The following is a 15,467-nucleotide window of genomic DNA, read 5'->3' on the forward strand; positions in this document are numbered from 1 at the left end:
ATCTCGTGTCCGCCCTACTGCACGTATTAATATACGTATAAAAGAATGTATACTTAAGCACTAGTTTAATGAGTGCTTAAGTACTATATACCAAGGGGGAGTTATATCAAAAAAGACTGCAAATACAAATATAAAAACTCACCACGCCTGCATAACTTTGAACTAGGCAATTGAAAGTAACTGAGATGGGAAAAGACTGTTATCAGTCATGATGTTTTTAATTTACATCTATTACTCGCTTAATTAACCTAAAAGCGCTGCAACAATGGCAGCTTTTTACTCAGCATGGTTGATTTATCATTAGAATTTATTGACCTAAAAATAACCCTACCCCAAAGCAAATAATGAGGCTAATGCGGCTGCATTAACCTCAAGTGACGGTTTAGTTGTTAGCCTAGCCGCGAGTCTGAGCGATAAGCTTTAGAGACAAACTTAAGCCAATTCGACATCGCTATTAACTTTATATTCACTCTGCAACTTACTGACTCCAAGTCCATTCATTTTATGCACTCTAATTTGCACCCCAATGCGCTCTTTCATCGCTTCAATGTGGCTGATCACACCAATCATTTTGCCTGAAGCATTAAGGTTATCTAGCGCATCAAGGGCGGTATCTAAGGTTTGACTGTCTAAAGTGCCAAAGCCCTCATCCAAAAATAACGAGTCGATACTGGTTTTATGACTGACTAAATCCGATAACGCTAACGCTAATGCCAAACTGACTAAAAAGCTTTCACCACCTGATAAGGTGCGAGTATCTCGAATTGCATCGCCTTGCCAGGTATCCAATACTTGCAGCTCTAGATCTACTGATTGTTTGCGCTCAAGCAAATAGCGTCCTTGAAGCCTATCCAGCTGCCGATTAGCCAAAGTAACCAGATGATCTAATGTCAGCCCTTGGGCAAACTTTCTGAATTTATCGCCTTTTTGCGAACCGATGAGTGAGTGTAAATAGGCGATATCATCATAAGCTTGTTTGGCTTGGTTAAGCTCTAACAGCATTTGCTGCTGACTTAGGCGCTTTTGTTTATCGTCATCCAGTAAATGGTTCACTTGCCATAAGGTTTGTTTTATCTCACCTAACTGGGTCTCGACTTGTTGATGCTGCAAACTGACCTGTGCTAAATAGCCTTGTGCAGATTCTTGCTCTGACTTTAGCTCTGAATCTAGATCAGCCCCTTGAAGTAAGACTTTGTCTGAGCCTTGTTGCTGCTTTTCAGTCGTTAGCTGCTCATAACCAAATTGCTCTGCTTGGGCCATTAACGCTGTTAATTGCTGCTTGGCTTGTTCTACCAAGGTGCGCGCTTTTAACTGCTGCTCATTAAGTTGCTGCTGCAAGTTAATTAACTGCTCACGCTCAGCCTGAGGAATAATGGCTTGCTCAAATTCCGCTTGGCTAGCAAATGGGCTTTGGCTTAATTGCTGCTGCCACTGCTCGGTTGCCGCGGTTAACTCAGTCAATGCCACTGCAATTTGTTTATTAACGGCTTCAATATGCGCCTTAACATTATCTTGCTGCTGCTGATATTGATTCAATTGGCTTTGTAGCGCTGTTAACTGGCTTTCTGCTTGCTCAAGCATGGCTTGGCTAGCCTGCTTTTCAGTTAATGTTTGCTTATCGGCAAATAGCTGCTGCCTTTGGCTCGTCAACTTGGCTAACTCCGCTGCAACTTCAGTTAATTGCGCTTGCCGCGACTGTGATTGCTGCAACGCCTCTTCTAGTTGACTCGCCTGGGTTTGCTGTTGCTGCTGCAATAATTGTAATTGCTGCTGTGCTTCAAGTTGCTGATCGCTTGCTTGCTGCCACTGCATTATTTGTTGTTCAAGGGCGCTTAACCACGCTTTAAACCCAGCCATATCTGGCATAGACTCTGCGGTTTGCGCAATTGAATCGCTTAATTCAGTCACTAGGTTATTAAGGGTTTTATTCACCTCAATAAGCTGCAGCTCAGCGTCCTGTAAGCCATTGTTGCAGCTTGTATGCTCTTGGGCTAATAAGCTTAATTGGTGCTGTTGTTGCTCAGCGGCGTTATTCGCTTGCTGGTACTGATCGTTTTGTTGTTGCAGGTGAGTTTTAGCCTGCCTGATATCGGCTAATCGCTGGGATAAGTTTTGCTGCAACTGCGCCATTTGCGCTACATAATCACTCAGCTGGCTATCATCAATAGCAAATGCAATTCCAAGTTGCTGACAAGTTTGCTGCCAGTCCTGTTGTAATTGCTGACTCTGCGCCGTTAGCTTAGCCACCGCTTGTGAGGCTGACTCATATTGTAACTGCAAGGTTTGCAATGCCAATTTAGCTTGCTCGCCTTGGGTTTTAATCTTATCTAATTGCGCGCTAGTTTGTTGATGGCGCAGCTCTGTTTGCGACAAATCAACCGCTTGATATTCACTCACTAAAGGGTGATCCAACGAGCCACATAAGGCGCATGGCTCACCTTCTACTAACTTAGCCCGATGCTGGGTTAAATCAGCAATATGTTGCTCTTGTTTTAGCAAGCTTGTTAAGTCTTTTAACTGCTGATTTTTATCTGTCCACAAGACTCGTATTTGGGTTAACTCAGCTTGCTTTAACTCAATATCGTGTTGGGTTTGCGCGTTTTGCTGGCGATGTTGATTAAGATCTAATTGCAATTCACTGTAACGGGTCGACAAGTGTTCAAGCTGACTGCGCTTTGGCTGCTGAGTCACTATGTCATTATATTGCTGCTCAATGAGTGCTTCTTCATCACCGGCTAACAAGGTCTGTAATTGCAGCTGGGCTTGTTGGCGGCTGAGTTGATATTGTCCAAGTAACTGTTGCTCACTGGTTACTTGCGCTGTCAGTGTGCTTTGCTGCTGTTGGAGCTGAATTTGCTGTTGCTGAAAACGGGCAATTTGTTGCGTCAACTTAGTTTGCTGAGTCACTTGCTCGGCGTAGTTAGCATATTGCTGCTGCCACACACCAAGGCGAGTTTGGATCAACTTGCCCTGGGGATATTGGTTGATGACTTGCTGCTGCTGGGCTTGTAATGCCGTAACGGTTTGTATTTGTCCGCCGATGGCCTGCTGCTTTTGCTGTAATTGCTCTAGCAGCTGGGTTTGTTGCTGCTGAGACTGTAACTGCTGAGCATGTTTAAAGCTCACTTGCTCAATTTGATTATCAAGTGGCTGCACCTGAGTATCAATTAGCGTCACTAAATCCGTATGTTGCTGCTTAGCTAAACTAAAGTGCTGAGACTGCAACTGTTGCTCAGTGGCGATTTGACTTAATTGTGCGCTGGCCTGTTCAAGCTCAGTATTGCGCTGCTGTAACTGCTTTTGCAACTGTGCATGGCTGTTTTCAAGTTTGCTCATGCCTTCGAATAACGGAATTAAGCTTTCAGCTGGCTCACTGGCAGCTAACTTAGCTAAACTGGCTTGCTGGGCTTTAAGTTCAGTCTGCGCTAGTTGTAATTGTTGCTCACTGGCAAGATGTCGCTCAGTTGCTTGCTCAAGCTGCTTAGCCCACGTGACTTGCAGCTGCAGTTGCTGCAGTTGTTGCTGGCATAAATCGGCTTGCTCAATTAACTGAGTTTGCTCTATTTGTTTAAGGCTAATACTGTCATCATCTAGTAATTCAACGCTGTTTGATTTAGCTTCAAGCAAGGCAAGCTCCTGCTTTGATTGGCTAAATTTTTGATGTACTTGCTCTGAGATAAGCCCGTATATTTCTGTGCCGGTAAGCTCTTCAAGTAACTCAGCCCGTTCATTAGCTTTGGCATTTAAAAAGGCGGCAAACTGACCTTGGGATAACATCATCGATTTAGTAAATCGCGCGAAATCTAATCCGGTAATGGCTTCGGTTAATTCGGTTTTATGCTTAATTTGGCTGGCAAGAATTTTACCATCTTCAAGTTGCGCTAACTCAACTTGGGCATCTTGTAAATTGCCATCAACTTGACCACGGGAGCGTCGTTGGCTCCAAAAGGCGCGATACGCCTTACCTTTCACATCAAACTCAACCTCGGCCAGACAATCGCTGGTGCCACGAGTCATGAGCTCATTGGTGGTTTTTGAAATTACCCCTAAGCGCGGGGTCTGATGATACAGCGCTAAGCAGATAGCATCTAAAATGGTTGTTTTACCCGAGCCTGTAGGGCCAATAATGGCAAACAGGCCGTTTTCTTTAAATGGCGACTGGGTAAAATCAATTTTCCACTCATTTTTTAATGAGTTAATATTTTTAAAACGCAGGCTAAGGATTTTCATTATTTTGCCTCCTCAACATGTTGCGCTGTGCCATTAAGCTGCTCATTCATTTCATCAAGGATAACATCAAACTGTTGTTTTACCCGTTCAAGTCGCTGTTGCTGCTCGGGTTCTGAAAAGTCTTCTTGGGCTAAACGGCGCTCAAACACTTCTGTGACGCTTAATTCAGTTAAGGTTTCATTATCCATTTGCTGAATTTGCTGTTGGCGCTGGCTACGAGCACGCTTAAGTTGCAGTACTTCTACAGGTAAGGCGTCGGTCAATTCGGCTATTCGGCTTTGTAAGTCGGTTAAAAAGTCTTGCTCGGCCACTTCGATACTCAGCCAAGTGACTTGATCACTGCCTTGCTCAACTAAGGTTTCAAGCTGGGATGCGATTTCGGCCAAGCTGCCTTTTACACTTGCCATGGCTTGAAACTTGGGCACTTCAAGGGCACTGACCTCGGCTAATTTAGCCTTATCAAACTCAACCAAATACACACTTTTTTGACTGTTAAGTTCATCAAAACTTAAACTGATTGGCGAGCCGCTATAGCGAATATGCTCTGTTTTGGCGATTTTTTGCGGTCGATGAATGTGGCCTAGTGCAATGTAATCCGCTGCAGGAAACAAGTTGGCATTAAATGCATCAAGGCTACCAATATAAATGTCTCGCACCGACTCACTGGTGCTGGCACCCACTGTGGTTAAATGCCCTGTGGCAATAATGGGTAATGGCGTAGTTTGCTGGTTATTAATTGCTTGGGCATGAGCAAAACAGCGCTGATATAAATCGGCGATTTCATTAGCTAACTTGCGCTGTTTATCTTCACTGGACTCACCCGACTCACTTAATACTATATCTCTAGGGCGTAAATACGGCAGCGCACATACAATCGCGCAGGGGTGATCATGACTATCAGCCACTAACAACACATGCTCAGCTGCGTTATCAAGCGCACCTGGGATAACCGTGGCATTTAAGCACGCCAGCAACTGCTTTGACTCACCTAAGGTAGCAACAGAGTCGTGATTACCACCAAGAACGATAAGCTTACAATTTGTTGCTTGAATATCGACAATAAATTGATTGTACAAACTGCGGGCATAACTTGGCGGCGTGCCAGTATCAAAAATATCGCCAGCGACAATCAGTGCATCAACCTGATGCTGGCTAATTTGTGCTAACAACCACTGCAAAAATGCCTTGTGCTCAACAGCGCGACTTTTACCGTAAAAGTTTTGACCAAGGTGCCAATCAGATGTGTGAATAATGCGCATGAAAACCTTTTCTGTTCGATGTGTTGTTATTGAAATCTGTCATAAAACGCTTAATTAGTCTGGAGATATAAGTCACTTACCCGTACTGCGCCCACAATAATTTAAAGCTCATTAAAAATGCCATGGTGATCACCAGCGGTTTAATAATTTTTACCCCTTTGGTCATCACTAAGCGTGAGCCAAAAGTTGCGCCGATAGCTTGCCCGACTAACATAATAAGCCCTAATAAAACCGCCACTTGGCCGCCAATCATAAAAAAGATTAACGATGACACATTAGTAGCAAAGTTAAGCACTTTGGCATGGGCGGTGGCTTTAGCCAGTCCGTAACCTGCCAGTGACACAAAGGCTAAAGCAAAGAAACTGCCGGTTCCGGGTCCAAAAAATCCATCATAAAACCCCACCCCAAGAGCGGCAGTAAAAGCAAACATGGCAGGTGTCAGCACTTGTTGTTTATCTTCTTCTGAGATTTTTTTAGAAAACAAAAAATAACAGCCAATGGCGAGGATAAGAAATGGTAATACCAGTTCTAATACGGTGACATCAATCATTTGTACAATAATGGTGCCCACTGCAGCGCCAATAAACGCGCACACAATGGATAAGCGTGCTTGCTTTAAGTCAACCATGCCTTTGCGAATAAAGTACAAACTAGCAAAAAAGCTGCCGCCACAAGCTTGCAGCTTATTAGTACCTAAAGCCGCAGCTGGCGGTAAACCCGCCCACATCAATGCAGGAATAGTGAGTAAACCGCCACCACCGGCAATGGCATCAATAAAACCCGCCAATATGGCGACGAAAAATAATATAACAGCAATTTGTAGGGTTAACTCGAACATTAGATAGGTCTATAAATCAAAATAATACGCTATTAGACCTGCTTTAATGGCAAAATTCAAAAGCTATCTGCATTAGATTGTGCCTTAGTTTATCCAAACGTTTACGTCGCTATTTTTAATAACACTGAGCCTGTGAACATTTAATAATTGTTGACAGATATCGGCTAAAAAACGCAAAAAGGTAACCTAAGTTACCTTTTTATTAGTGAGTAAAGAGATTGCGCTTTTTAACTGTGATTAACAGTGCAATTAAAAGCCCCAGAACAAGTTGGTGATTAAAAACAGCACCAACATACTTATGAAGTTAATAATCATACCTGCACGCATCATTTCAGATTGCTTGATATAACCTGAGCCAAAGACAATGGCATTAGGCGGGGTGGCGACAGGCAACATAAAGGCGCAAGAAGCTGCAATACCAATCACCACTGAAATCATCACTGGCGATAAACCTAAGGGCTCAGCAATTGCAGCAAAAACTGGCACCAGCAATGCTGCACTAGCCGTGTTACTGGCAAACTCAGTCAATAACACCACAAAGGTAATCACTGCAATCATAAATAGCGCCATGTGGGCATCGCCAAAAATATCTGTCACAAAGTGGGCTAAAAACACACTGGTGCCTGTGGCTTTTAACACTGCACTTAACGTGAGGCCACCGCCGAACAGGATAAGTACTCCCCAGTCCGTGGTCGATTCGATTTTTTTCCAGTCCACTAATTTAAGGCTGGCAAGCACAACTACCGCACCTAAAGCAACAATGGTATCAAACTTACTGATCCCACCAAGTGCTTGGGCTAATGGTTTACTGAATATCCAACCACAAACTGTAGCTAAAAATATAATCAGGGTTAATTTTGCACTAACGGTCATTTTTACATTTTCTGTTTTTATCTCACACACAGTCGATAAATCAGGTTTTAAAAATAGATAAAGCGCGATTAACATGCTTGGTAACATAATAGCCACAGTGATTAAACCAAACTCGAGCCAATCACTAAAGCTTAAGCCCACTTGTGCCGCAGCAATGGCATTAGGCGGACTGCCCACTAGGGTACCAATTCCACCAATGTTGGCAGAATACGCGATTCCCAGTAGCACGAACAAATAGGTTTTACGGTACTGTTTAAAATCCAGTTGATGCAAAATACCCAAGGCTAGTGGCAGCATCATTGCGGCTGTTGCCGTATTACTGATCCACATCGACAGCACTGCGGTCACTAAAAACAGTAACATACAAGCAATACTCAACTTACCTTGAGACAGCAGCAACACCTTTTGCGCAATTAAGCGGTCAATGCCCTGATGATTTAGCGCCGCCGCCAACACAAAACCACCAAAGAATAAGAAGATAATCGGGTTAGCAAAATTACTCATGGCGGTGGAAGTATCAAACACCCCCAAAAACACCGCTAATATCGGAATTAAAATGGCGGTTATACTGATATGAATCGCTTCGGTTAACCATAGAATAGCTGCAAAAATAAGTAGCGATAGACCGGTATTGACCCCTTGTTCAAAGGGTAATAAATGATATAGCAAGGCAAACAAGGCAATGTTGCCAAACAAGATGATGAAGTCAGTTTTATTGTTTTTGGTTGTCGTCGACTTTGTTGGGCAGTTTTCCATTAAAGCGTTCTCCCTTATTTTTTAATGACAACAATGTAAACAGAGTAATAGGTAAGATAAAGCATTGTTTTTGGTTGCTTGATTACATAGTCAAGCCTGCGCGGCGTGAGATGAATCCCATTACCAGCCACTGTTGTGACGCGCAACAATAGTAACACTAGATGTATTGTGGTTATTAAGTTTCAAATTGACGGAATTCGCCATTTAGTACTCTCAAACTGAATGTTTATTAGCGTTTAAATAATGTGACATAGATCTAGCTGGCCCAGGATAAACTTGTAATAAGACAAAGTTAATTAGCGTTTCGTGATCTGTAATAACCATAAGTGGTTTTAAATGCCGCTTAGAGAAATGATAAAATAGTGATGGGTGATGGGTGATGGGTGACGGGTGACGGGTGACGGGCTATTAATAGTAAAACTAGCTTAGCAAAAAAGATCCTTTAGCAGCAGGAATGCTCAATAGGGGCGTTAAAAAAGTAAAATAAAAACTCAGTAAGGCACATCCGCCTTACTGAGTATTAGTCGTTATGCGATTATACGATGCAATAACGCGAGCTTAGATTTCACCCGTCACAATGCAGTAACCAGTAACGGCCTCTTCACCGTGCACTTGAACCTTGGCATATAACTTATGATCAGCTAGCGGGTAATGATTGTATAAAAGGTAAGTGGGTGTTTCGCTGATGTCCTGGCCATCAACTGCATCGATGCGATAAATATTACTTAAGATCGGCGATTTATAGCCATCAATGTTAACCACAGGTTCATTTGAACGTAAAATATCAATATTAGCCATGGTGATATCATCACCACCAGCAACAGTGCATGATAGATCACTTGCATGCGCCATACCTGTCAGCGCGGCGATGCTCAAAGTTGAAACGAGTAGTGTTTTTTTAAAAGAGCTCATCAGGTGTTACCTCAATATCGTAAGTTATAGCTATTTTAATCAACTTACAGCAATTGAATAAATCCCATATGAAGGATATGACCCTACCACAAGCTAATTTGCATGACTCAAGTGTAGTATAAGAATACTGGCGATGATTCACCCTTCAAATAGGCCGCTTAAATGGGCTTTATATTGGCCAACATCGCTATCGATATTCGTTTTTTAATCACATCATTACTCATAAAGGCCTTTAGTGGTGTCATGCCTAAAAACTGATGGGCTTTATAGGGGCGCTGTATTTTTCGAGTTTATCAGCCAAGAAGTGCCGTTCTAGTTAAAGTAACCAACAAGAAAATTATAAAGTCACGCTAAGCTACACATCACTTGTGCCTATTCATTTAGCAAAGGATGATCTTTAACCGACAAGCTATACGAAAAAAAGCGGCTATCTTTTACAAAGCCAATTTTCTCATAGACAGATTGAGCAGGAAAATTCACTTTCGCGGTGCTTAACTCAACCCTTACGGCTTGAATACCGCGAGCCAATTCAATAGAGCATCGGATAAGTAAATTAGCGGCGCCTTGATTTCGATAGTCTGGCTCAACAAATAGATCATTTAACACTAATACTTTACCTAGCTCTGTGGATGAAAAACTTTGATAATTAAGCACGAAACCAATCGCTTTATCCGCTTCAGTGTAAGCCCCAAAAATAAACGCTTCTTGATTATTTAACCGTTCCAGCAAATAGGTAGCATACTCAGTCACGGCTTGCTCAACCCCGTAAAAATGCATATATTGGCTAAACAGAGGCAAAACATCATCAAGTCGTTCAGCAGTAATGCGTTTAATAATCATGGGATCCCTCTTACATTATCCTCGAATCATATAAGCCAATACGGCTTGTACCGGCTTTTGGGGCAAACATCCTTAACATAAGCCTGAAGGGCTATAAATCAAGATAACTACAAGCCAGAGTTTTGATACTCAACTTCATCGAGCCCTAACTGCTCGGCATAACTGCGGTTAGGAACGATACGAAATTCAAATTTCAAAATACTTAAGCAAGCCTCAAAAAAGCCTTCGCCAAGCCACTGCTTATCAAAGCTCATTAAGGCGTTAATCATGGCATCTGCGCCACTGCCTTGTTTAATCGACTCTGGAGAAATCGCATCGACAACACTTGCGACCAAGCCATATAAATCTTTTTCAGCATCGCCTTCTACAGACCACATAGTCGGATCGGCATACTGCGCAGCGTAATGGCTGGCAGCTATATCAGAACCTATACCAAAGTTTACTAAGGTAGCCTTACCGTCTCGGCAAATGATATTTTTAGGACAAATGGCCCCATGGTGAATATCTAAACTGTGCAAGTATTGTAGTGCTGTTAATAGTTGAATAAACCACAACCTGGGTTGACCCACTTGTATTGTGGCCACTTCATCTAGCGCGACTCCTTGTACCCAATCTCTGGCAATGAATAAATTATCCGACTGTGGCAATTGCCCAAATGCCAGCACACGCTCAACATGTGGATGATAAATTTTAGCCAGGCTGCGATACATGTTACTCAGGGTGTGCCATTGGTTATCCACATCTTGATAAACACTGACGCAGCATGGGAAGTTCCCTTGTAAATGCAATGCCCGCCATAGCTGGCTGCGAGGCGTTGCTGAAATAAAGTGATCGAGGCGGTAATGATGATCAACCACCGCGCCCTGCTCGATAACGATTTTGTGCGGTAAAGTGTCACACACACCTAAATCGATAACTGCAGATAAATCACAACGAATCGCGTCAAGGTCAATGGTGCTGCCTTTGGCTGCAGCGCGATACCATTGGTAAATACGTGGTTGTACGGTTTTTTCAGCTAATTCTAAAAAGGCCGTGGCATAAGCTTGTATATCTTCACTGGTATTAAGTGAATCTTTAATATCAATAAATTCAACGTCAGCGTCATCTGAGATAAATATACAATTATCTTCCCAGCCACCTATGGTGTAACCGCGGCGATGGATTTGCTGTAAGCCGGTGACACTGCGGCGCAGAATTTCTAACAGCTGATAAGTGGTTTGCTGTCCAATATCAAAAATATTCAGTGGCACACCACGGGGCATTCTGATGGGCAAGACCACCTGTTCACCATCTTGAATAAGTGGCGCGCAAAAAGGCACGCAGCTACAACCTGAAAGTGACTGAATCCGTTTAAATTCATCACGCAATTTTTGCTCGTGATAATTGGCATCAATACTGTCGTCAAACTCACTGGTCACCAGTATTTTCAACAGCCATGGCGCGGTCCAGCCACCCGGATTATATTCTGATTGCCAAACTTCCAAGCCTTGCTGCAGGAATAAACATTTGAGCTTAATGAAATCTTGAATTTTGTTGTTACGTTGCTCAACCAGTGCCACCTGGCCTATGGTGTCTAATACCATTTCTTTTTGAGTGTCGGTCACAGGATGAATATGCGGCGCCGTTAAGCCCCACTCTTTGGTTAACGCGGCGATGATTTTTGCAGGGGTATAAATACTCAGTTTACCGGTATCTTTTTCAACCAGAATTTCTTCGCCTTTACGCCCAGTAACAAACACCATGCCCTGACACCAAGGAGCATAAACGCCCACAGGAATTTTGTTCTTTAATTTACCCGCTAATACTCGGGCGACATAATTGGCTTTTGATAAACTATTGTCCACATGACGACCATCCAGTGACCAAGCATGTAAACCAGCGTTTAAGCGACCAATGTAGCCTTTTACGTCAACCACATACACACCAAACTCACCGACAACTAAGGCGTCAACCTCCATTGCTTGGCCAGTTTGAGTAGGAATTTCTACATTGGTTAAAAGGAGATAATCTTCAGGAAGTTCGTCAGATAAAAGAGAAAATGCCCAACGTTCGGCATCATTGACTGGGGTACCAAAGCTAATGTGTCTTGCCATTTAAAATGCGACTCCATAAATACTGCGGGATATTAACTTCCCTTAACTGCATATGGCTCCATCCTATAATATAAAGACACAAAAAAACCACCTAATTGGTGGTTTTTGTTTTCAATATTTTAACAGGCTAACTAGTGGGTGTGTGAGCAGTTGTCGTCACATTGATGCTCATCATCAGCAAACTCGTCATCACCTTCTTGATGTTGCATTACGCCCCATCCATCTGTCATGCCGTCAAACTCTTGGGCAAAGGTGTTTAACTCAAGTTCTTTAGCCACCAAGTCATCATAAGTTGGCACCATGTTTAAACAAACAATCAGCTCCCACTTTTCGATTTCTTCGCTAAAGTTAAGCTCTAACTCACCATTTGAGCCCATTGCTGCGAGTGCTTCTAATGCTGATTCTGCATCGCGTTGATCATCAAAAATCAAAAAGAAATCAACATCAAGTGCTACAGTTAAGTCAATACCAGACTCAGCCATTGCGGCTAACATTTTACCATTGTCATCATCAGGGAATTGCATGCTTGTATCCTTATGCTGTGGCAACAATTTGAATTTTATCGCCATTAAATTCAATGACATCACCAACGACACACTTTTTACGCTTACGTGTGTCAACTTCGTTGTTTACTGTGACTAAGCCTTCAGAGATGACATGCTTAGCTGCACCGCCACCATCGACTAAACCTTGTACTTTTAATACTTTATATAACTCAACAAACTCATCGCCACTCAAAAGTGCGAATTGTGCAACTTGGCTGCTCATTCAATTTTGGCCTTTAATCATAAATATGGGTTGCATTATACCTGATCACTGCTTAATACCAACCATCTCGCCGCTAACGAGTTATCAATTAACAAGCTGCTAGCATTTTTAGCGGATCGGGATGAATATAGTTGAAATTAAGCTGTTGGCAAATCAAATTACCATTTATTACTTTACTGGCTAATTGGGTTTGATTAAATTGCGGCGCTGCTATGCCCAAGTCAGCAGTCGCTGCTTGGTAAAACTCAACGCGAGTAGGATGACTCGGCGCAGTTAAATTGTAATAGCTCGACACATTTTTCCCTGAGCTCGTCGCCGCCAATATGGCCTCTATTGCCTGAATGCAATCATCAAGATGAACCAAATTAACCGCGACATTTGCGCCGCTAACATCGGTTTTACCAGCAAAAAACTTACCCGGATGGCGCTTAGGGCCAATTAAGCCTGCAAAGCGCACGATACAAGCATTATCCATTGCAGCAATTAACGACTCCGCAGCCAATAATATTGCACTTTTATCATCATATGCCGCAGCATCCGCTTCGGTCATTATGCGATTTTTAGCAGGATAAACCCCTGTGGTACTGATAAAAATCACCCGCTGATATTGGCGCGGTGCAATCAAGTTGACCAAGGTTTGAATATGCTCAAGATAATGACTTTCACCTCGGCGCAGGCCCGGCGGAATATTAATGATTAACGCATCGGCTTCAAGTAAGCCATCAAGCTGTGTTGCTTCAATATTTTGCTCACTTAAATCTAGCTTATAAGCATCAATACCCAGTGAGGATAACTGCTCACAACCGGCTTGGGTTCGCTTAGTGCCGCTAACCTGATAACCTTGTTTAACTAATCTTGTCGCTAATGGCAGGCCAAACCAACCACAGCCGATAATTGCAATACAGTTCATGAAAATCCTACGGGTTAAAAAACGCTAAAATTAATCATTAATATGGCAAACATAAAAACATACAGGGGCGTGAACTTCTAGCAAGTTAGCTAGTTTTTTTGATAAATCTTCTAGTTTTACCGTCTCAACAATCGTTACCCCTTCATCAATTAAGCATCTAAAACTGGCCTGAGTACCATGAGCTGAACAACTAGCTACATGGGGCTGCTTAGATGCGGTTGATGTCATCATTACCTTGGCGATACTACCATCGGACAATTTAACAATGGAGCCCGGAGGAAAAACGCCTAACGTTTTCACTAGTATGCTAATCAAGGCTTTATCATGTTTATCAGCACGGCTTTTAAATAAGGTGCCTAATGCCAATTGTGCTGAGCCTGTGCTTTCTAACAATACCGTATAGTCATTCGCTAGAATCACGATTTGGGTCAATAAAGGAATGTGATTTTTGGTGAGTTTATTGGGGTAACCACTACCATCGATATACTCATGATGATGTAGCACAATATCCAACATGGCTTTAGGGAATAAACCACTTCTATCTAGCATTTCATAGCCGATATTGGGATGGGTCTTTATATAGTTTCGCTCGTGACTAGTTAAATCAATGCGTTTGCGACGTATGGCATCAGGTATTTTTAATTTGCCAATATCATGAAACACACAGCCTAACGCAAGATCTCGCATTTGCGCAGGGGCTAACTCAAGGCTGTGCCCCATTAAAATGGATAACACAGCAACCGAGATCCCATGCTGAGCCATGTTTATTTCTTTATCAGCACAGTTAACTAATCCAATTTGTGGCTGTTTGGTTTCATGTAAATGGGTTAATAGTAACTCCACGACTGTCACTGCTTCTCGATGTGATACCGGCGGATCACTAATGACTTTACTATATGCGGGGCGAAGATTACTGCAGGCTTTACTGAAGCGAACTCGACTTGTATTTACTGACTTTTTGATTATGGCGTTAATATCAAACGCGGGGGCCACTTCCGCAGCAACCACAGGTTGACTGATAACGGGCTCAACAAATAAATGCTGACCGTCAATCACAGTCACATAGTTAATGCCTAAGCTATTAATCAGTTCAATTTCTGCTTGGGAGCTAATCAGTACTTTATTACGAAAAAACGGATTATTAAACCACGATAACGGCAGTTTTACCGTCATACCGACCACCAGTTGTGATAACGGTATATTGATAGGCTCAGTTTTAGCCACTACTTTAGCCAAGATAAGATCCTTTTTAACCGCCATAGCAGCCGCTGGTATTGGTTTTTATTTCTGTCAGCTACTATGACTTAACATGTTTTACTTATTCACCTTTATCGAGTCGGTTATTTCTGTTGCAATAACTTTATTAGACACGCCTCGATTATGTTTGGCTGACTCGACAATCTTTTGAGTATGCTGCGCGGCTTGTGACTGTTCATCTGGCTCATAAAGTTGAGCATCTTGTTGTTCTTTCGCCATGGCAAGTTCAGCTTCTACTGCCATATAATCGGCTTCATTTTGCCAATCTTTAAAATAATGCTGCAATCGTTTTGATTTTAATAAATAAATAGCTGACCAAAAGATAAATAATGCATCAAGTGCAAAGCTGACTTTGAAAACAAAATGATCGTGAACCAGGCGTTGGCTAAGTAATAAAGCATCAACAATCAGTAGTAGCCATAGAATGTACTTAATCTGATTAAATAGCGGCCTTAATACCTGTGGGCTGCGTTTTCGCTCCGCAATCACTAATCCATAAATAATTACCGCACCAACCCCGCTCGCTAATGCCAGTAAAAAATCGCTTTTTTCAGGATAAAATAGTCTCACGAGCCCAGTGCGATCGTTAAATTGGGTTAACGATGCAATAAAGACACACCAACCACGGGCGAGAAAGATCAGCATTAAATACAAAAATATCGGCGGTTTTATATGGCCCTTGTCATCAAGCCAAGTGATATTGCTAAAATTCACAGGGTATCCAGTTTATT

General features: G+C 42.5%; 11 protein-coding genes and 1 pseudogene. All 12 read right to left on the reverse strand.

Annotated elements, in window-relative coordinates; translation table 11 throughout:
- Positions 1–432 precede the first annotated feature (432 nt).
- Positions 433–4,230 (reverse strand): AAA family ATPase, encoded by a 3,798-nt coding sequence (locus Q4557_RS05560; protein WP_303411246.1) that lies wholly within the window; start codon positions 4,228–4,230, stop codon positions 433–435.
- Entirely contained in the window at positions 4,230–5,489 is a 1,260-nt protein-coding gene (sbcD, locus tag Q4557_RS05565; protein WP_303411248.1) for an exonuclease subunit SbcD, read from the reverse strand. Before sbcD ends, Q4557_RS05560 begins: the two co-directional genes overlap by 1 nt.
- Before the next feature lie 76 nt (positions 5,490–5,565).
- On the reverse strand, positions 5,566–6,327 hold the full coding sequence (locus Q4557_RS05570; protein WP_102440410.1) for a TSUP family transporter: 762 nt from the start codon (positions 6,325–6,327) through the stop codon (positions 5,566–5,568).
- 249 nt (positions 6,328–6,576) lie between these two features.
- Positions 6,577–7,956 carry a DASS family sodium-coupled anion symporter gene (locus Q4557_RS05575; RefSeq protein WP_102440411.1) on the reverse strand — a complete coding sequence of 460 codons (1,380 nt, stop codon included), beginning with the start codon at positions 7,954–7,956 and terminating at the stop codon, positions 6,577–6,579.
- Positions 7,957–8,514: 558 nt separating this feature from the next.
- Positions 8,515–8,868 carry a hypothetical protein gene (locus tag Q4557_RS05580; protein WP_102440412.1) on the reverse strand — a complete coding sequence of 118 codons (354 nt, stop codon included), beginning with the start codon at positions 8,866–8,868 and terminating at the stop codon, positions 8,515–8,517.
- 372 nt (positions 8,869–9,240) lie between these two features.
- The gene (locus tag Q4557_RS05585; protein WP_102440413.1) at positions 9,241–9,708 is read right to left on the reverse strand and encodes an N-acetyltransferase; all 468 of its coding nucleotides are present in this window, start codon (positions 9,706–9,708) and stop codon (positions 9,241–9,243) included.
- 107 nt (positions 9,709–9,815) lie between these two features.
- Complete coding sequence (locus Q4557_RS05590) at positions 9,816–11,801, reverse strand: NERD domain-containing protein kinase family protein (protein ID WP_303411250.1); 1,986 nt, start codon at positions 11,799–11,801, stop codon at positions 9,816–9,818.
- 131 nt (positions 11,802–11,932) lie between these two features.
- Positions 11,933–12,325, reverse strand: a complete 393-nt coding sequence (locus tag Q4557_RS05595; protein WP_102440415.1) for a ribonuclease E inhibitor RraB — start codon at positions 12,323–12,325, stop codon at positions 11,933–11,935.
- Positions 12,326–12,335: 10 nt separating this feature from the next.
- Entirely contained in the window at positions 12,336–12,569 is a 234-nt protein-coding gene (locus Q4557_RS05600) for an RNA-binding S4 domain-containing protein (protein ID WP_102440416.1), read from the reverse strand.
- Positions 12,570–12,657: 88 nt separating this feature from the next.
- Complete coding sequence (locus Q4557_RS05605) at positions 12,658–13,479, reverse strand: SDR family oxidoreductase (protein ID WP_303411260.1); 822 nt, start codon at positions 13,477–13,479, stop codon at positions 12,658–12,660.
- 30 nt (positions 13,480–13,509) lie between these two features.
- The gene (locus Q4557_RS05610) at positions 13,510–14,715 is read right to left on the reverse strand and encodes an HD-GYP domain-containing protein (RefSeq protein WP_303411262.1); all 1,206 of its coding nucleotides are present in this window, start codon (positions 14,713–14,715) and stop codon (positions 13,510–13,512) included.
- Positions 14,716–14,997: 282 nt separating this feature from the next.
- Positions 14,998–15,450 (reverse strand): annotated as a pseudogene (locus Q4557_RS05615) (DUF2919 domain-containing protein); the annotation flags it as partial.
- Positions 15,451–15,467 lie beyond the last annotated feature (17 nt).

It is taken from the genome of Shewanella sp. 5_MG-2023 (genome assembly GCF_030547465.1).
Taxonomy (GTDB): Bacteria; Pseudomonadota; Gammaproteobacteria; order Enterobacterales; family Shewanellaceae; genus Shewanella.